This is a genomic window from Pantoea sp. JZ29 (assembly GCF_035190385.1).
In the GTDB taxonomy this organism is placed as follows: domain Bacteria; phylum Pseudomonadota; class Gammaproteobacteria; order Enterobacterales; family Enterobacteriaceae; genus Pantoea; species Pantoea stewartii.
The window spans coordinates 2456730-2474437 of sequence record NZ_CP045241.1 but is presented as its reverse complement, the minus strand read 5'-3'; the positions used below and the strand labels follow the sequence as shown (position 1 = coordinate 2474437).

The window sequence follows — 17708 nt, the reverse complement described above, 5'->3', positions numbered from 1 at the left end:
TTCATCCGTGCGCCATTAACCAGAGTGCGCCTGTTACACACAACACAAACAGCGAGAGATCGAACAGGGTGGGATGCCAGACCTCACCCGACGCAAGCCAGCCGCGCAGAAGCGGGTGGATAAATAACCAGATAACAAAACCGGCCAGCACCGCTTTAAACAGGGGAGGGAAATAGAGTGAGGCGCCGAAAATCAATTCGGAAAGCGGGCTGATGCTGAAAAATCCTTGGCGAATGATATCCATTGCAGTGCAGTATCCTGGAACCTGTGCGTGAAACAATTTCAGCCGAAACTGTTCACTTGGTTATTTGTAATTTAAACTTCGGGCTTGCAAAATGCTATACAATGCAGCTTGATAGCTGCGTACATACATTATAAGGAGATAGCATGGATACCCCTCTCGGCACGGATCTGTCCAGGCTGGTGCGAATCTGGCGAGCACTGATTGATCAACGTTTGAAGCCGTTAGAGCTGACTCAAACGCACTGGGTAACACTGCACAATATCCATCAACTGCCGCCTGAGCAGTCGCAAATCCAGTTAGCGAAAGCCATTGGTATCGAGCAGCCTTCTCTGGTCAGAACCCTGGATCAACTTGAGGAGAAAGGGCTGATTACCCGGACCACTTGCGCCCACGATCGCCGGGCCAAACGCATTAAGCTGACACAACAGGCAGAGCCAGTCATTCAGCAGGTTGAACACGTGATTGATATTACCCGGGATGACATTCTCTCCGGTATCAGCCGCGACGAAATCAACCAGATGGTGACGCTGATTGCGCGTCTTGAAAAGAATATTCTCGAACTGCAAAACAAAGAGAAATAAGACCGACGCGCAGTGCGACCGGCACCGGCGTCGGTTGGTCACTGCGTTAACGCGGAGAAACGGTAACCTGACTACCGTCGGTGGCCAACGCAACACGTTGTCCGACTGAGTAACGGCTGGCTGCCTGTTTCTGCACCACCATAATGGTGTTGCCGTCATCCTTACGGATTTCCAGCTCAACGCCGTCAGTTTTGTTCATTGCGCCTTGTACGCCCTGACCTGCAACGCCACCCAGCACCGCGCCTCCCGCTGTTGCCAGGCTACGTCCTGCACCACCGCCGATGGTATTACCCAGGAATCCACCCAGTACGGCGCCGCCAATGGCCCCAATGATGTTGCTGTCGTCTCCACCCTGGATTTTAACCGGGCGAACTGAGACTAAGGTACCGTAAGAAACACTTTGTACCTGCTTGGCCTCACTGGCACTGTAGGTATCGCCCGATAACGTATCGGTATTGCTACAGCCCGCCAGCATCGCACCAGTCAAAGCGACCACAATTAAACGCTTAATCATTTGAAACTCCTTTATTCAAGAATGCGCCATCTCTATCGCGAAATCCTGTAAACAGTATAAGACAGAAAACTGGCGAATTAACCTTCTGCGGAATAAAACATGGCTGTCGACAGCATAGACCGCAAATTTTTAACAATGATTCAATCAATCATAAAAATACCCGGGACGTTAACCACCAGACAGTTTATTGATTTAAAACAAAGTAATCGTGGATTCAGGGCCGATATTTTGTCAGGCTACAGGCAGCGTATTCACTTTTTCATCCCGATGAAAGGAACGGCTATGAAATCAGGACGCTACATTGGCGTGATGTCGGGTACCAGCCTTGATGGGGTCGATGTCGTGCTGGCCGCCATCGACGAAAATATGGTGGCGCAGCAGGCGAGCTACTGCCATCCCATGCCGCCCGATCTGCGCCAGAGCATTCTGGCGATTTGTCAGGGCCAGGCAGTGACGTTGTCGCAACTGGGGCAACTGGACACGCGACTGGGCCAGCTATTCGCTGACGCAGTACTGACGCTTATGCAGCGCGAGGCGCTGGAGATGAGCGATGTGGTGGCGATTGGCTGTCACGGTCAAACGGTATGGCATGAGCCGCACAGCGCGGCACCCAATACCTTACAAATTGGCGATAACAACCAGATAGTGGCGGCAACAGGCGTGACGGTTGTCGGGGATTTCCGTCGGCGCGATATGGCGCTGGGTGGGCAAGGCGCGCCGCTGGTGCCTGCCTTTCATCAGGCCCTGTTAATGGATGCCACGGAACGGCGCATGGTGCTGAATATCGGCGGTATTGCCAATCTCTCCCTGCTGATTCCGGGGCAGCCCGTGCGCGGCTTTGATACCGGGCCGGGCAATATGCTGCTGGACGCATGGATATGGCGTAATCAGGGGAAAGCCTATGATAAGGACGCGAACTGGGCGCGAAGCGGTAAGGTCAGTCCTGCGTTACTGGAAGCGCTACTGCGTGAACCCTGGCTGGCGCGGGTGCCGCCCAAAAGTACCGGACGTGAACTGTTTAATCTGGGCTGGCTTGAACAGCATTTGCGCCACTTTCCCGGCATCGCTGCTCAGGATGTGCAGGCCACGCTAAACGAGTTTACCGCCGTGACCATTGCGCAACAGGTACAACTCAACGATGGCTGCGATCGGTTGCTGGTATGCGGGGGCGGCAGCCGAAATCCGTTGCTGATGGCCCGCCTGGCGGCGCATCTGGCCGGAACAGAAGTCACGACAACCGATACCGTCGGGATTAATGGTGACGACATGGAAGCGCTGGCATTTGCCTGGCTGGCTTACCGCACACTGTCTGGTTTGCCGGGCAATTTACCTGCGGTGACCGGGGCGCGGGAGAAAAGCATCATCGGGGCGATTTATCCGGCGAATCCGCGCTTTTACCGCTGAGAGAAAGGGGACAGGTTTGTCCCCTGAGCAGAAGGCGCGTAAAACAACATCAGGCCACGCCGGGCAGGTGCGTCAGTTTACGCACGCCGGTAATGACGGTGGCGACGATCGTTTCACGTCGTGTAATGACTTCAACCTGGTAGTATTTGCTGCGATAGGCAATTGAATAGATAACCGGATGGTATTTGTTTCCCTCACCATAGCGGGACATATGGGCTTCAAGCGCGCGCGAGGCGGCTACGATATGGACGGGTTCTTTATCACCGCGGATGATTTGCTTCATTCAGTTCCTCAAATGCTGTACCTGTGGGGCGCGCCTTAAGACGGCGCGTGACTTCGGCCTTTAACACTGAACATCTGACTGCTTAACATCTTTGATAATTTAAAAACAGCGTGCACGTCGACTATTGCAATGCGATGACACAATCTGAAACGCGCTTCTAATATTTAGCAGCGCGTTTTCAGTCCGGCAAGGAAGAACGAAAAATTCACTTTCCTGCGGATAACCGTCTTATTTTAACTCAGGCCAGGTAACAGAGGAGACGCCGTTGACTTTCGGCCAGGAGAAAAGAAACCCCTGGAATTGTGAAACGCCGGCCGCTTCCAGCCACATCCATTCTTCGGGCTGTTCAATGCCCTCTGCAATCACGGTAATTTCCAGTGACGAACAACAGGCTAAAATAGCGTGCACAATAGCCTGCTTCGGGCCGCTTTTATGCACATTGCTGATAATGCTGCGATCAATTTTTATTTTGTCGGGCTGAATCTGCGTCAGTAAGGATAGCCCGGCATAGCCCGCGCCAAAATCATCCAGTGCCACGCTGATGCCCGCTGCTTTGAGCTGTTTCAGCGCCGCTGCAAAGTCGTCAGGACGGGAAATGATTTCATTTTCGGTAAACTCGACCACGATCTGCTCAGGAACCAAATCGTGGGCGTAGATTTCAGTAAGCAGAAACGTTACGGCATCCGGCACCAGCACCAGCGACATGGGCAACAGGTTGACTGACAGCATAATGCCGTCTATCCCCAGCGCCTTCGCCTGTGCAAAAGCGATGCGTTTGGACTGCAGATCGTCGCGGTAGATGTTCTCCGGCGGGAGGCGTGAAAAGTAATCCTGTTGTGTTTCGCCCTGCGAGCCCCGAAGCAGGGCTTCCAGCGAGACGATTTTACGTGCAAGGGGATCGATAATCGCCTGAAAAGCAAAATTGACGCCTTCGTGATTAATCAGCGCGTCGTCACCTTCGCGCACTTCCTCATCATCACTGATAAAATCCCAGCTTTCCGCTGAGGGAATTTCAAAATAATTCTCTTTTTCCCGTGCTTCGACAAAGGTGCGCAAAAATTTAAGCGCTCTGTCTTCATAGGTCAGCTGATATTTGGTTGTGCCTTTTTCAAGCACGGCATTAAGCACAGTGGTTTTATCGTATTCACGCAGATCAAACAGCTCCATGCCCACGTTACCAAAACGGCGGGAAGGCGCATAATCCCGCATTAATTCCACAATATTATGGTGGCTGGTATCACGGCAGATACGTTCGTAAACCGCCAGTACATCATTCTCTGGACCTTCAAGAACCTGAAAAAAATGGGTGCCATTAAATAATAAGATGCCGGTAACGCTTGATGACTCATTAATTTTATTGGCTTTAGCGACCAGGCCTTCCAGCATTTTCAGTGGAACATGATCAGCGATGTGACTGCGATAGATAATTGTCGACAACATAACGTCTTCCAGATTCTTGTTCTTTTTACCGCACACATTGCCAAAACCCAGACCGGGCGGCCCCGAGCCTGCGTGAATCCCGTTGCAAAATGTGTTTGAGCCAGGCGTTTCCAGCATGGCGCAAGGAGGGTGCTTACCTGTGAGGTTCCGTTGTCACAGACGGGTTAATAGCGTTCAGATCACGCTGTCGGGCATCAACCGATTTGCTCTGGTTTTTTCTTTACCAGCGTGGTATCGCATCGTTTCCATTATATCAGTACTTCGACGTCCGGCGAGGAAATCCTGGTGTCTTTTTTGCAGTTTATGAACGGTTAATAAAGCGGTTTCTCTGCCTTAGCAGTCAGGTTACGCGGGGTAATCAAATTTTTCCTTTCATCTTCTCCTGCACGGGATTTAAAAAGGGTAGTGCCTTGATTTGGTATGATTTTCTCAGCGGGAGGCCAGACGATAAGGCCGAACGTAATGATTAAGACGGCGAACCGAACTTTCCGTATAAACCGTTTTGTAAAACAGGATGCTGATACAACATTAACGGAAGGGCGAAGATAGGTTGCGAATAAATCTCAAAACCACCGTTTTATAATTGCCTGCGTAGTTTTAGGCATAATTCTCAGCTAGTGTTAATGACGCTACATTATTAAATAAAATCATACTTTGTTTTTTCTCACCTGATTGATACAGCAACCACCGGGGGCAGTACCATGCTTAAATCAAGCTACTATTATGTGTGTCCATACAACAGAAACGGATGGATCATTCATAAAGAAGGCTGTGTTCATCTTTATAACAGCCGTGGCCGGGAATTTATTGGTTCACTGTATAGCCGTCAGCAAGCGCTGACAGTGGCAAAAATCCATCATCCCGAAGCGATTCTGTGTACGGTCTGTCTGAGCCACTATGTCTGTCCCACAGCCGGCAACCGTCTCACTTCCCGTGGCCGTCCGCTGCCGACACGACATACGCCAAAATCATCCTGAATAAGGCTGAGTGATAAAGCAGGGACTATGATGTCAGAAGGCGGAGGGCGCCGGTCAGCCCGACGTAAATGCCAGAAGTTGAAATGGCAGTTGCTGAACCCGTGAAATAACGGGCAGCGGCGCTGTCGTGCAGTCAATAAAAAAGCAGCTGCGAACAGCTGCTTAAGTCGGTTAAGCCTGTTTAGGCTGACCGTTTGAGGCGGTCAGGCCGCCATCGACAGGCAGATTCGCCCCGGTAATGTAGCGGGCGTCGTCGCTGGCAATAAACGCAATCGCATCAGCGATATCTTCCGGCTCCCCGGCGCGACGTAGCGGAATACGGTCGTAGAAGCGTTCAAGCAGTGCCTGATCGTTCTTAACGCCTTCGGTCAGGTCGGTAAACGTAAAGCCAGGACAAATGGCGTTGACCCGCACGCCATCGGTGCCGTAGTCCATCGCCAGTGAGCGGGTAAAATTGGTGATTGCGCCTTTCGCCGCGTTATACACACTCATGCCCCAGTCGCCGCCCAGGCCTGATACTGACGAAATGTTCACGACGTTGCCCCGGGTTTTCAGCAGGGCAGGCATAAAATAGTGCACGCAGTGGAAGACGCCGTCGAGATCAACGCTCATCAGCTTTTTCCAGTCAGCGAGTTCAATCTCGTGAATGCGGCCCTGCACAATGATCCCGGCGTTATTCACCAGCACATCAACGCGGCCATATTTTTCTTCAACTCGGCTTGCCAGGGCCTGAACCTGGTCGGCTTCAGCGACATCACAATCGGCAACCATATGGTCCTGACCCGACAGTTGTGCCGCGACCTTTTCCAGTTTATCCCGGGTACGTCCCACCAGCACAACAGACGCGCCTTCCTCCGCAAAGCGTTTTGCACTCGCTGCGCCAATTCCTGATCCGGCGCCTGTCACTACAACGATTTTTCCTGTAAATCTGGACATGTTGCCTCCTTAATGGCGTTGCTTTTCTGTTGATACGCGTTTAAGCCTGGCAGCCACCAGGCTCAGGTCAAGCGCAGCGCGTCCGGATGCGCAGAGTTTAACCTGAGCAATCGCGGTACGCGTTGCGCTAACGCCGGCCTACGGCCTTCTGAACAGCGCCATACTGCGGCCTTCCAGTTCGAAGTCCTTTTCCTTGGTAATCACCAGACCGCGTTTATCCACATCGCTGGTGGTCAGCTCCAGCACCCAGCCGCCGTCACCGAACTGCGGAATACGGAAGGGCACATTACCCTCGAAAGGATTAATTAACATCAGCACGTCATACCAGATTCCTTCCTGATTCTGCAGGTCGGGCCGACCGATATAAACGCCAAGGGTTGAGCCTTCATCCCACTGTTCAGCCTGTTGCAGACCGCCGCCCGCATTGAACCATTTAATTTCCATGCCATCGCGCCAGCTTTCGCGCCGCAATAACGGCTGGGTTTTACGTAAGGCGATAATGTGACGGGTAAATTCGCGTAACGCTTCGGCGGAAGGGGGCAGATTGTCCCAGTGAACCCAGGAAATTTCACTGTCCTGACAATAGCCGTTATTGTTGCCCATCTGGCTACGGCCAAACTCATCGCCTGCCAGCAGCATGGGCGTACCGTGCGAGAAAAACAGGGTGGCCAGGAAGTTACGCTTCTGACGCTCACGGACGGCATTGATGCCTTCGTCATCCGTCGGCCCCTCAACGCCATAATTGTACGAACGGTTATCGTTATGCCCGTCGTTATTGTCTTCACCATTATCGGCATTATGCTTCTCGTTGTACGACACCAGGTCGTTCAGCGTGAAGCCATCATGCGCCGTGATAAAATTGACGCTGGCCCAGGGGCGGCGACCGCGCTGGTCATACAGATCGCCGGAGCCAAGCAACCGCGCCGCAAAGTCGGTAGAGACATTATTGCCTTTCCAGTAATCACGCACCGTATCGCGATACTGATCGTTCCATTCCGCCCAGCCCGGCGGGAAACCACCAACCTGATAACCACCCGGACCAATGTCCCATGGTTCCCCGATCAGTTTTAATCGGGAAAGCAGCGGATCCTGAGTAATGGCGTCGAAGAAGCCGCCGCGTGGATCGAAGCCTTCCGGTTCACGTCCCAGAATTGTACCCAGATCGAAGCGGAAGCCGTCGATATGCATGGATTCTGCCCAGTAGCGCAAGGAGTCCGTGACCATCTGCAACACACGTGGATGCGAGGTGTTGACCGTGTTACCGGTTCCGGTGTCGTTAATGTAGTAACGATGCTGGTCCGGTAATGTACGGTAGTAGGAGAAGTTATCGATGCCTTTAAACGACAGGGTTGGACCGAGCTCATTGCCCTCGGCCGTGTGGTTATAAACCACGTCCAGAATCACTTCGATACCGGCATCATGGAAGGCGCGCACCATATCGCGGAATCCCTGAATACCACGCGGGCCGAAATAGCGTGTGGCCGGGGCAAAAAAGTTCAGTGAGTTATAGCCCCAGAAGTTTTTCAGCCCTTTATCCAGCAGGTGTTGATCGTCGGGAAACCAGTGCACCGGCAGCAACTCTACTGACGTAATGCCCAGACTTTTGATATAGCCCACCGTCGACTGATGGCTCATGCCGTCGTAGGTGCCGCGCACCTCCGGGGGTAACGCCATGTTCAGTTGGGTGAAGCCTTTCACATGGGTTTCATAAACGATGGTTTCTGACCAGGGAATCTGCGGCCGGTTCTGATCCTGCCAGTCAAATTCGTTCGGATCGATGACGCGACATTTCGGCGTAAAAGGCGCACTGTCGCGATCGTCAAACGTCAAATCTTTATCGTCGTGATACAAATCATATGCGAAGTGCGCCTCATTCCAGGCAATATCGCCGGCCAGTTCGCGCGCATACGGATCGACGAGTAATTTGTTAGGGTTGAATCGGTGACCGTTTTCCGGGTCGTAAGGGCCATACACCCGGTAGCCATAAAGCGCACCTGGCTGTAAACCCGGCACGTAACCGTGCCAGATCTCATGCGTAAACTCTGGCAGCTCCAGACGGGCGATCTCCTGCTTGCCGCTGGGATCATAAAGACACAGCTCTACGCGTTCTGCATGCGCAGAAAACAGCGCAAAGTTGACGCCTTGCCCATCATAATTTGCCCCAAGCTGATGGGCCGATCCCGACGTAATTTCAAAACGATGATTTGACATCTGTCCCTCTCAATTAACGAACCCAGTAACGGCGTTTTAGTCCTTGTACCAGCCTGTTTCTAGCAAGCTAACAGTGCCAGTGCCCAAAAGTTATTTAACCTGTCCAGCGCAATATGGTCGGTCAGGGTGATTTCCTCGCCGCTCAGCAGATCGCGGTAGCGTCGATGCGCCAGCGCCTCAGGCAGCGGGATCGCGGTGTCATCCCAGCGTCCGGCAGGCGGGGACGTCAGCGTCTGTAGCGTGTTAAAAATCAATCGCGGCGTAATCACAATAATCGCCTCGTCACCCTGCGTGCGGGCAAACGCCAACAGCGCGTCCTCATGGGCGCCCTGTGCCGTCAGCGGCAGGTACGCGCCCCGGGCAAACAGCGCGGGGTGCGACTGCCGGGCGTTCAGCAAGGCCTGCGTGGCATACTGGTTCACGTGACCACTGAGCCAGCCCTCAGGCGTATCGGGCAGCGCGGTGATGCCAGCATGCAGCATCTTGTCCAGCGCCGCGTAATCGGGCTCACGCCGGTTGTCCGGATCGACCAGGCTGAAGTCCAGCGCTTCACTTCCCTGATAAATATCCGGCACGCCGGGTGCGGTAAGTTTGATAATTCGCTGGCTCAGACTGTTTATCAGCCCGGCCTGAATAAACGGCTGTAATGCGGCGACAAAATTCTGCAGAAAAGCCTGATTATCAGGGGAGAGCAGATGATGAGCGTAATCCAGTACCGCCTGTTCGTAATCCGTATTGTTTTCCGTCCAGTCGGTACGCAGCTTGGCTTCACGCAGGGCTTTTTCAACGTAGCCGGCAAAGCGCTCGGCCAGGGCGGCCAGTCCGGCCCGATCATCCGGTTGCAACGTCGGCGGCCAGACGCCCGCCAGTGCCTGAAAGAGTAGCCATTCCACGGTGGCTTCGGGTGCCGGACCTTCCGCAAGCGAGCGGACCGCCGGGCGATTCAGCTCACGCCAGCGCGCGACACAGGCTGCCCACTGCTGCGGTGCTTCTGTCAGGGTATAGAGACGGGCACGGGCATCTTCGCCACGCTTGGTATCATGGGTTGAACTGGCGGAAAGAGCATCGGGCTGGCGCGCAAGGCGGTCCTGCATTTCCTCATGAAACTGCGCCGGTGAAAACTGCGCCTGCAGCGGTTCTGCGCCCACTTCATTCAACGCCAGCGCCATGTTTTGACGATAAAACAGCGTGTCTTCGATGGATTTCGCCATCAGCGGGCCGGTCAGTTGCTGGAAACGTGTACGGAAGCTGTTTGCCTGCCCGGTCACCGCATGCGCCACATCACCCTGCATAATGCGCAGCAGGAAATCCAGCGCGTGGCTGTCCGGTGCATGGGCTGATGCCTTGACGTCTGCGGCGACCGCCTGCAACCGTTGCTGGTCATCGGCGGTCAGGCCCTGCGTATTGCCATAGGTACGATAAACCGGAAACGCCACCAGCAGCTCACGCAGCGCGTTGCGCAGATCGTCCGGGCGCACGGCGACGTGTTCATCTTCGGCAATAGCCGTGGCCAGCTGCAGCAGACGTGAAAACTCGCCGGCAAAGTTACGGTCTGCCATCAGGCATTTCGCTTTACGCAGTTCCTCTTCCATCTGCACGTCAGCGCCGCTGACGTCTTCCCAGGCCTGACGCAGTGATCCAAGCGTTTTATTATCCACCAGCACATGAGACAACGCGCTGATAAATTCATAGCCCGTGGTGCCTGAGATGGGCCAGTCGGCCGGAAGGTGTTCTCCGGCGCCCAGGATTTTCTCAACGGTGAGATAACAATCTGGTCCGGCGGCCTGGCGGAGCTGCTCCAGATAGCCTTTGGGATCGGCCAGCCCGTCAACGTGGTCAATGCGCAGCCCGTCAACCGCACCGCTGTGTACGAGGCTCAGAATAAGCCGGTGCGCATCTTCGAACACCGCCGGATCTTCCACCCGCACGCCCACTAAACCGGTGACCTCGAAAAAGCGACGATAGGAGAGGTCGTGTGCAGCATCGCGCCACGACATCAGCCGCCAGGGCTGCTGCTCATGCAGTGCCGCCAGGTCGCCTTTGCCGCTGAGCTGGAGCACCGCCGCTTCTCGGCCTGCCCAGCTTGCCGGGGTCAGCGGATAATAGCTTTCGAAATAGGCCAGCGCGGGCTTGCCTGTATCGGGATCGCGCTTCACGCTGATCTCGCCATTTTCCAGCACGGTATCGATATCGTCACCCAGGAACGGCAGCGTTAAGCGCCGTGACCAGTCAATATCAAAGTAACGTGCATAGCGGCTGTCCTGACCATGCTCAAGGACGTCGCGCCACCAGCCATTTTCCAGCGAGGCCGCCATGTGGTTGGGTACGATATCAATAATCAATCCCAGTCCGGCGGCTTTCAGGGCGCTGACCAGACGATCAAAGCCCGCACGACCGCCAATGGCCGGATCGATCGCGTTGACGTCGGTGACATCGTAGCCGTGGGTGGATCCCTTTGTAGCGGTAAAAATGGGCGAGGCATAAAGATGGCTGATGCCCAGGTCTTTCAGATAGGGCACCAGCGCCGCAGCACGATCAAACGTCATGCCGTTACGAAACTGAATACGGTAGGTAGCGGTTGGAATACTCATTTGCTGTCTCCCGCAGCCAGACGAACCACGATGGAATGTTGGGGCAACCGATCGGCCGCTTTCGGCCAGACAAAGAGGGTTTCACCGGGCATTTCAGGCAGCGGCTGGGCCTGCTCACCTATGTTCAGCGCCATGGACAGTGTCCCCGCAGGAAAGGTCCAGCTCACGGCAACAAAGCCCTCGGCGGTCGCCAGCACCTGACCGCTGTGACCGCCTGCGGTGGCCAGCAGCGGGACAATGGACTGCTGTCGGATTGCCAGCAGTGACCGGGTCAGCGTCAGCCAGCGTTGGCCTTCCTCACTTTCCAGCTTGCGCCAGTCCAGCTTTGAACGCACAAACGTCGCTTCGTCGTTTGGATCGGGCACGCTTTCGCCCTCATGACCGGCATGGCCTTCAAACTCTTTTGCCCGGCCTTCACGCACGGCTTTAGCCAGATCGCCATGAAAATCGGTAAAGAACAGGAAAGGGTGGGTTTCGCCATACTCTTCCCCCATAAACAGCAGCGGGATATGCGGTGATAACAGTAATGTCGCCAGTAGCACCTGTGTGCGTTCAGCGCCGGCCAGCGAAATCAGCCTTTCGCCCTGCGCACGGTTGCCCACCTGGTCGTGGTTCTGAATAAAATCAACAAAGGCCACAGGCGGCTGTCCCGTGCTGTCTACACCGCGTTTCTCACCGGACTGAACGGACACCTCACCCTGATAGACAAAGCCCTCGGCCAGCGCGCGCGCCACGCGTTTTTCAGGCTGATCGGCAAAGTCTTTGTAGTAAGCGTGCGTTTCACCGGTGGCGAAGACATGCACGGCATTATGGAAGTCGTCATTCCACTCCGCCGTAAACAGCGGCACGCCGCCGTTTTCCGTCCTGGGGTGCAGGAAAATAACGTTACGGCAATCTTCGGTGGTGAGGTGAATCTGGCGGTCAGGAATGTCCGCCCGGATCCGCTCAGCAATCTCCGTTAGCACGTGTTTGTCAGCGATATCCTCAATCTGATCGATGGCATCAAAACGCAGGCCGTCCAGACAATACTCCTGCAGCCAGAAAAGGGGCGCTTCCGCGATATAGCGGCGAACGGCGTCAACATCATAGGCAATACCCGCGCCCCACGGCGTCATGCGATCTTTGTGAAAGAAGTCGGGTGACAGCAGCGGCAAATAATTTTTGTCCGGACCAAAGTGGTTAAGCACGATGTCGAGTACAACTGCAATGCCATAGCCATGCGCGGCATCAATAAACGCTTTGAAATCGTCGGGCGTACCGTAGGCGGCATGCGGTGCGTAAAGCAGCACGCCATCGTAGCCCCATCCGCGCTGGCCGCCAAACTGCGAGACCGGCAACACCTCAATCATGGTGATGCCGGTCTCAGCCAGATAAGGCAGTTTTTTAATTGCGGCCTGGAAAGTACCTTCTTCCGTGAACGTGCCGATATGCATTTCATAGACCACGCTTTCCTGCCACGGACGACCACGCCAGTCGGTGTTCTGCCAGCGATAGTGTGTCGGATCGATAACCAGCGACGGTCCACTGACATCATCCTGCTGCGCGCGTGAGGCGGGATCGGGGATAACGGTGCCATCGTTCAGCACAAAGTTGTACGCTGCGCCCGCCTGAATGCCGCTGGCATGATATTCAAACCAGCCGTCTTCGGCGGGTGTCATGGCACTATCCTGACCGCCCAGTCGCAGCGTGACCTGCTGCTGGCCGGTCGCCCAAACGCGGAAACGCACGCTCCCGTCGGCCAGAAACTCCGCCCCCCAACTCTTACAAAATGCTGTCGATCCCATTCCGTTGCCTCTTTAATCAGAAAGTACGCAATAAGCACCCTCACGCTGTCGGTCAGCCGAGGGTACGGGTTGAAAATGTTGTTAACGAGATCAGGCACCCAGGAGAGGGGAACGCCTTCATCACCTCTGCCTGCGTTACTATTCAGAAAGTGTTATGTGTCATACCGCTTCAGACGCCAGGCAGCGTCTGATTCACACCATGCTTAAGCCCTAATCATAGACTACGTTGCCGCATTTACTGCGCGTGCCCGCCTTTGTACACGATTTATTCCTCAGCGAGGCTGATACGCACCGCCATCGGGCCCGCCCTGGTTTTCGCTGAACTTTATGGAAAATCAGATAAAACCCTGTGCCGTTATGCACAAAAAAACCGCCGTAAACAGCGGTTTCGCGGTCAAACAGGTGAATTTATGTGACGTTGTCACGATATCGTCAGCCAGACCCGAAAGCCTGGCTGACGCGCCATCAGGCCGGGATGGTTTCCGCCTTTTGGCTACGTGACCAGACGCGGTGTTCGGCCATGGCCGCCGTGAAATCATTCATCAGCGCGATTTCAGCATTGTCGGCTTCCACGATGCCGTCTTCCTGCTGATTCTCATCCAGGTCAAACTGCGCTTTAAAGCGACGCGCTTCCCCACTCAGACCAATGACTTTCAGGTGCTTGTACGCTTCCAGCAGGAAGTAGCGCGCATCACCGCTTTTCAGCAGCGCATCCATGTTGCCATTGGGGACGATCACGGCGTCGAACGTAAGGGAAGGCAGGCCGTTAAAGGTGGCATCGATGGGTAACTGTGATCCATCGTCGGCACTGACCTGGCCCATGTGCGCCGCCAGCAGTTTCGTATGCACGCCGGCCGTTTTCAGGTGTTGCAGGATATGCAGCACATCATCGGCGTTAACGCCCTCGCTGACTAACAGCGCCACCTGGCGGCCTTTGATATCCCCATCCGGGATCGCGTACAGGCTCAGGCTGTCATCTTTTTGCAGGCCGTTAACCTCTTTTGGCGCGGCGGTATTCAACTGGTCGTCGCTGAGCGCAATTCCCAGATTGGCGGCAACACCCTGCGCCAGCGTGACGTCAATGCGCAGCAGATGATCGAGCACACGCTCACGAATGTAAGGGCGAGCCACTTTACTCAGTTCAAACGAATACGCGCCAATAATATGTTGCTGTTCGATGGCAGTCTGGCTGTTCCAGAACAGTCGCGGCTGTGAATAGTATTCGCCGAATGAAGGGCTGCGTTCGCGCACTTTATGTCCTTCAATGCGCTCCTGATAGCTTTCAAAGCCGCCTCCTTTTGCCGCCGGTGGGGTTTCCCGTGGCCAGTTGTCATTGATCGAGTTCGGCTCGTAGTTGGCCGGATTGGTATCAATGTCCATCCGGTGCATGCCCTGACGCTGAAAATTGTGGTAAGGGCAAACCGGGCGGTTAATCGGAATTTCATGGAAGTTAGGCCCGCCAAGACGGCTGATTTGCGTATCGGTGTAGGAGAACAGACGGCCCTGAAGCAGGGGATCGTTGGTGAAATCCAGGCCGGGAACGATGTGACCGGGATGGAAGGCGACCTGCTCGGTTTCGGCGAAGAAGTTGTCCGGGTTGCGGTTCAGCACCATTTTGCCGACGCGCACCACAGGCACCAGCGCTTCAGGAATCAGTTTGGTGGCGTCCAGAATATCAAAGTCAAACTTAAACTCATCCTCTTCCGGAATCATCTGCAGGCCAAGCTCAAACTCAGGGAAATCACCCGCTTCAATCGCTTCCCACAGATCGCGACGGTGGAAGTCGGGATCGCGGCCTGTCAGCTTCTGAGATTCGTCCCACAGCAATGAGGCTTTACCGGCCAGCGGTTTCCAGTGGAAACGCACAAACGTGGCTTTACCTTCGTCGTTGATCAGGCGGAACGTATGAATGCCGAAGCCTTCCATCGTGCGGTAGCTGCGTGGGATACCGCGGTCGGACATCGCCCACATAACGTTGTGCAGGGTTTCGGGCTGCAGCGAGACATAATCCCAGAACGTGTCGTGCGCACTCTGGCCCTGAGGGATCTCATTGTGCGGTTCGGGTTTCACCGCATGCACAAAGTCCGGGAACTTATGCGCATCCTGAATAAAAAAGACGGGCGTATTGTTGCCCACTAAATCAAAAACGCCTTCCTCGGTATAGAACTTGGTGGCAAAGCCACGAATATCCCGCACGGTATCCGCCGAACCGGCACCGCCCTGAACGGTAGAGAAGCGCACAAAAACCGGCGTGATCTGCTCAGGCTCGCTCAGAAAATGGGCTTTGGTCACGTCCTTCAGCGAGCAGTAAGGCTGGAAGTAACCATGGGCGGCCGAGCCGCGCGCATGGACGATGCGCTCAGGGATGCGTTCATGATCAAAATGGGTGATCTTCTCCCGCATAATAAAATCTTCAAGCAGCGTCGGACCGCGTGATCCGGCGCGCAATGAGTTCTGGTCGTCTGCAATACGGGTGCCCTGGTTGGTGGTCAGCGCGCTGCCTGTGCCGCCTTTGCGGTTCACCTCCAGCTGATCCAGCTTTGCATTACGCGTCTCAGGGGCTTTAAGGCTGCCGGGCGCCGTTGGTTGTTTCCCCGGTGGTGTGGGTTCGGCAGGAGGCTGATGTGAACCGTCTTTGGGGGCTAATGATCCCAGGCCGGGCTGTGAGGATTCGGGGCCGGTGGTTGGGGCACGGTGATTCAGGGGCGTAGTAGATTTCTCATTCGACATGACACATTGCTCCAGCTTTTTTTATACGACGTGAGGTGGCTGTAAATATAGAACACCTCACCGATTACGCCTGAAAATATTCTGTTTAACCGGTGCGCTTAAATATCGCACGGTGTGTGATGCCTGTTTTTTTATTTTCAGCAAAGCACAGGCGGAAATAATTTATTAGCGAAATTAAATGGCGAATTTTTGATGGTTTTTCTTTGTTTTTCATCTGGTTGATTGTTTTCTGTAAGGGCGGGGAAGGGCCGGGGTAATCGCCGCACGTTTATTTTTCATGCGGTATTTTCTGAAACAGGTCGCCTCTCGTGATTAACGCACTTTGCTGGCGATACGGTATTTTACGCATAGCGTTATACTGCTGCGCTTATTAAGGTAAAGGGCGATGTGATTGAGTCAGACAAAAGACAAAGCAGAGCCGGTGATAGTGTGCAGAGCGGATAAAAGGGGAACTGACAGAGGAAAAGTGCCAGTCCATGGCGTCGTCCTTCCTTAAGGCGCCTTACTCAGAACTACTTAGACGTGCGTCGGCTGGTTTTGCCGCCTTTCCGACCGGCCTCCCTGGCTCTTTCAGGATCGTTCCTGAAATTACCTCCGCTGGCTTTGCCTCCTGCACTGCCAGCTTCACTGGCGCGATCAGGATCGTTAGCAAAATTTCCGGCTCCACCTCTGTATTTCTGTTGTGTCATAGTCAGACCTCATATCAGTGTTCCGTAAGATAAAAAGGACTAGCTAGTCACACTGTCATTTTAGTTGTTACAGGAAATTATGCCACTCTGCACGCGCAGACTTTTTGCGGCTTTCGTAAGTTATTTCCCGAAAAATCAGTAAGTAATATTCTGTTACGGGTGAGCGGCTGTGACGGGATGAGTGACGCTTATCGTTCACCCACTGTCAGAATGGGTTTAATGAAGCATTACCTGGAAAGATGGTCATTAACCTATTGATAAAATTGGTCAAAATGGCGAGTTAAAAATTAGCTGTTACACTTTCTGAATACCTTTCAGGAGTGACTATGAAATTAGGCTTTGCATGCAAGTACTTAAATGCGGACGGCAAGCAGTTCTTTCCCTTTCGCGCCACCACCCGGACACGTTTTCTCAGCCTGGATAAGGCGCAGGGCAGCGCACTGCTTTATGAGATCGCGCAAACTAATTTGCAGAATCTGTATTTAACGCTGGAGGCGATAGCGACACAGCCTGATGCGTTAAGAATGATGCGCATTGGCAGCGATTTACTGCCGCTGTACACCGTGCCAGAAGCAAAACCCCTGTTTGCCCGTTTTTTGCCGGAACTGTATCCGCTTTTTGCCCGCTGCGGTGAACTGGCCAGACAGCATAACATTCGTCTGTCATTCCATCCGGGACAGTACAGCGTGCTGGCGTCAGACAATCCTGATGTAGTAACCCGCGCGCTGGAAGATGTGGAATACCATGCCCTGTGCGCCTGCCTGATGGGCTACGGCAAAACCTTTCAGGATTTTAAAATCAACATCCATATGAATGGCAAACGGGGTTTTGACGGGTTTAAACAGGCCTTTCACCGTCTCAGTCCCGAAGCCCGCCTGATGCTGACGGTAGAAAATGATGAGATATCCTGTTCGCTGGACGACGTGCTTCAGGCCCGTGCATTGTGTCCCGTCGTGTTAGACATTCATCATCACTGGGTGAAAGAGAATCAGTTTATTCAGGCCGATGATGTTCGTATTGCCCAAATTACAGAGTCCTGGCGTGGGGTACGGCCAGTATTGCACTATTCCATTTCGCAGGAGGGCCTTATCCCTGAGAAGGGGTTCCCCGATCAGCAGCAACTGGCGGTGCCAAAAACCAAACTGCGGGCGCACTCCGATTATTATTTCAACGCGACGCTCAATGACTGGGCATTGTCGTTTAGCGATTTCGACATTATGTGCGAAGTGAAAATGAAGAACCTGGCCAGAGAAACGCTTTACACGCAGGCAAAAAGTCACAGGCTGGTGGCCTGACAGGGCCGGCGGGCAAAAAAAGAAGGGCC

14 protein-coding genes are annotated in these 17708 nt (G+C 54.2%); 4 read left to right on the top strand and 10 right to left on the bottom strand.

What is annotated here, in order from left to right:
- Position 1: 1 nt before the first annotated feature.
- Positions 2-244 (bottom strand): DUF1656 domain-containing protein, encoded by a 243-nt coding sequence (locus tag GC090_RS11475; RefSeq protein WP_324019814.1) that lies wholly within the window; start codon positions 242-244, stop codon positions 2-4.
- Positions 245-387: 143 nt separating this feature from the next.
- Here GC090_RS11475 and slyA point away from each other — a divergent pair, with 143 nt between their 5' ends.
- Positions 388-825 carry a transcriptional regulator SlyA gene (gene slyA, locus GC090_RS11470; protein WP_006118997.1) on the top strand — a complete coding sequence of 146 codons (438 nt, stop codon included), beginning with the start codon at positions 388-390 and terminating at the stop codon, positions 823-825.
- 46 nt (positions 826-871) lie between these two features.
- Here slyA and slyB read toward each other — a convergent pair whose 3' ends face one another.
- Complete coding sequence (gene slyB, locus GC090_RS11465) at positions 872-1339, bottom strand: outer membrane lipoprotein SlyB (RefSeq protein ID WP_006118998.1); 468 nt, start codon at positions 1337-1339, stop codon at positions 872-874.
- 282 nt (positions 1340-1621) lie between these two features.
- Between slyB and anmK the strand changes: the two genes are divergently transcribed.
- Positions 1622-2743 carry an anhydro-N-acetylmuramic acid kinase gene (anmK, locus tag GC090_RS11460; RefSeq protein ID WP_006118999.1) on the top strand — a complete coding sequence of 374 codons (1122 nt, stop codon included), beginning with the start codon at positions 1622-1624 and terminating at the stop codon, positions 2741-2743.
- 49 nt (positions 2744-2792) lie between these two features.
- Here the strand turns inward: anmK and GC090_RS11455 are convergent, their stop codons facing one another.
- Together GC090_RS11455 and GC090_RS11450 are read right to left on the bottom strand one after the other, a co-directional pair.
- Complete coding sequence (locus tag GC090_RS11455) at positions 2793-3026, bottom strand: DUF4060 family protein (protein WP_006119000.1); 234 nt, start codon at positions 3024-3026, stop codon at positions 2793-2795.
- A gap of 228 nt (positions 3027-3254) precedes the next feature.
- A complete protein-coding gene (locus tag GC090_RS11450; protein ID WP_006119001.1) occupies positions 3255-4466 on the bottom strand; it encodes a diguanylate phosphodiesterase in 1212 nt (403 codons plus the stop codon).
- Positions 4467-5167: 701 nt separating this feature from the next.
- Here GC090_RS11450 and GC090_RS11445 point away from each other — a divergent pair.
- Positions 5168-5443, top strand: coding sequence for a hypothetical protein (locus GC090_RS11445; protein WP_058708763.1), 276 nt, complete (start codon positions 5168-5170; stop codon positions 5441-5443).
- Between the two features lie 171 nt (positions 5444-5614).
- Here the strand turns inward: GC090_RS11445 and GC090_RS11440 are convergent, their stop codons facing one another.
- The 6 genes from GC090_RS11440 to GC090_RS11415 form a co-directional block, all read right to left on the bottom strand.
- A complete protein-coding gene (locus tag GC090_RS11440) occupies positions 5615-6379 on the bottom strand; it encodes a meso-2,3-butanediol dehydrogenase (RefSeq protein ID WP_033741178.1) in 765 nt (254 codons plus the stop codon).
- A 138-nt stretch (positions 6380-6517) separates the two neighbouring features.
- The gene (glgX, locus tag GC090_RS11435) at positions 6518-8590 is read right to left on the bottom strand and encodes a glycogen debranching protein GlgX (protein ID WP_324019809.1); all 2073 of its coding nucleotides are present in this window, start codon (positions 8588-8590) and stop codon (positions 6518-6520) included.
- Positions 8591-8649: 59 nt separating this feature from the next.
- The gene (treY, locus tag GC090_RS11430) at positions 8650-11181 is read right to left on the bottom strand and encodes a malto-oligosyltrehalose synthase (protein WP_324019808.1); all 2532 of its coding nucleotides are present in this window, start codon (positions 11179-11181) and stop codon (positions 8650-8652) included.
- Positions 11178-12965 carry a malto-oligosyltrehalose trehalohydrolase gene (gene treZ / locus GC090_RS11425; protein WP_324019807.1) on the bottom strand — a complete coding sequence of 596 codons (1788 nt, stop codon included), beginning with the start codon at positions 12963-12965 and terminating at the stop codon, positions 11178-11180. Before treZ ends, treY begins: the two co-directional genes overlap by 4 nt.
- A 465-nt stretch (positions 12966-13430) precedes the next feature.
- The gene (gene katE, locus GC090_RS11420) at positions 13431-15695 is read right to left on the bottom strand and encodes a catalase HPII (protein ID WP_033741189.1); all 2265 of its coding nucleotides are present in this window, start codon (positions 15693-15695) and stop codon (positions 13431-13433) included.
- Positions 15696-16207: 512 nt separating this feature from the next.
- Positions 16208-16384 carry a con-10 family general stress protein gene (locus GC090_RS11415; RefSeq protein ID WP_072021692.1) on the bottom strand — a complete coding sequence of 59 codons (177 nt, stop codon included), beginning with the start codon at positions 16382-16384 and terminating at the stop codon, positions 16208-16210.
- Positions 16385-16710: 326 nt separating this feature from the next.
- Here GC090_RS11415 and GC090_RS11410 point away from each other — a divergent pair, with 326 nt between their 5' ends.
- Complete coding sequence (locus tag GC090_RS11410) at positions 16711-17679, top strand: UV damage endonuclease UvsE (RefSeq protein WP_039340548.1); 969 nt, start codon at positions 16711-16713, stop codon at positions 17677-17679.
- Positions 17680-17708 lie beyond the last annotated feature (29 nt).

Bases quoted from the DNA above. Each gene is read 5' to 3' on its own strand.
- GC090_RS11455 (WP_006119000.1), bottom strand. From the start codon at position 3,026: ATGAAGCAAATCATCCGCGGTGATAAAGAACCCGTCCATATCGTAGCC.
- anmK (WP_006118999.1), top strand. From the start codon at position 1,622: ATGAAATCAGGACGCTACATTGGCGTGATGTCGGGTACCAGCCTTGAT.
- glgX (WP_324019809.1), bottom strand. From the start codon at position 8,590: ATGTCAAATCATCGTTTTGAAATTACGTCGGGATCGGCCCATCAGCTT.
- GC090_RS11450 (WP_006119001.1), bottom strand. From the start codon at position 4,466: ATGTTGTCGACAATTATCTATCGCAGTCACATCGCTGATCATGTTCCA.
- GC090_RS11445 (WP_058708763.1), top strand. From the start codon at position 5,168: ATGCTTAAATCAAGCTACTATTATGTGTGTCCATACAACAGAAACGGA.
- slyB (WP_006118998.1), bottom strand. From the start codon at position 1,339: ATGATTAAGCGTTTAATTGTGGTCGCTTTGACTGGTGCGATGCTGGCG.
- katE (WP_033741189.1), bottom strand. From the start codon at position 15,695: ATGTCGAATGAGAAATCTACTACGCCCCTGAATCACCGTGCCCCAACC.
- treY (WP_324019808.1), bottom strand. From the start codon at position 11,181: ATGAGTATTCCAACCGCTACCTACCGTATTCAGTTTCGTAACGGCATG.
- GC090_RS11475 (WP_324019814.1), bottom strand. From the start codon at position 244: ATGGATATCATTCGCCAAGGATTTTTCAGCATCAGCCCGCTTTCCGAA.
- GC090_RS11440 (WP_033741178.1), bottom strand. From the start codon at position 6,379: ATGTCCAGATTTACAGGAAAAATCGTTGTAGTGACAGGCGCCGGATCA.
- GC090_RS11410 (WP_039340548.1), top strand. From the start codon at position 16,711: ATGAAATTAGGCTTTGCATGCAAGTACTTAAATGCGGACGGCAAGCAG.
- GC090_RS11415 (WP_072021692.1), bottom strand. From the start codon at position 16,384: ATGACACAACAGAAATACAGAGGTGGAGCCGGAAATTTTGCTAACGAT.
- slyA (WP_006118997.1), top strand. From the start codon at position 388: ATGGATACCCCTCTCGGCACGGATCTGTCCAGGCTGGTGCGAATCTGG.
- treZ (WP_324019807.1), bottom strand. From the start codon at position 12,965: ATGGGATCGACAGCATTTTGTAAGAGTTGGGGGGCGGAGTTTCTGGCC.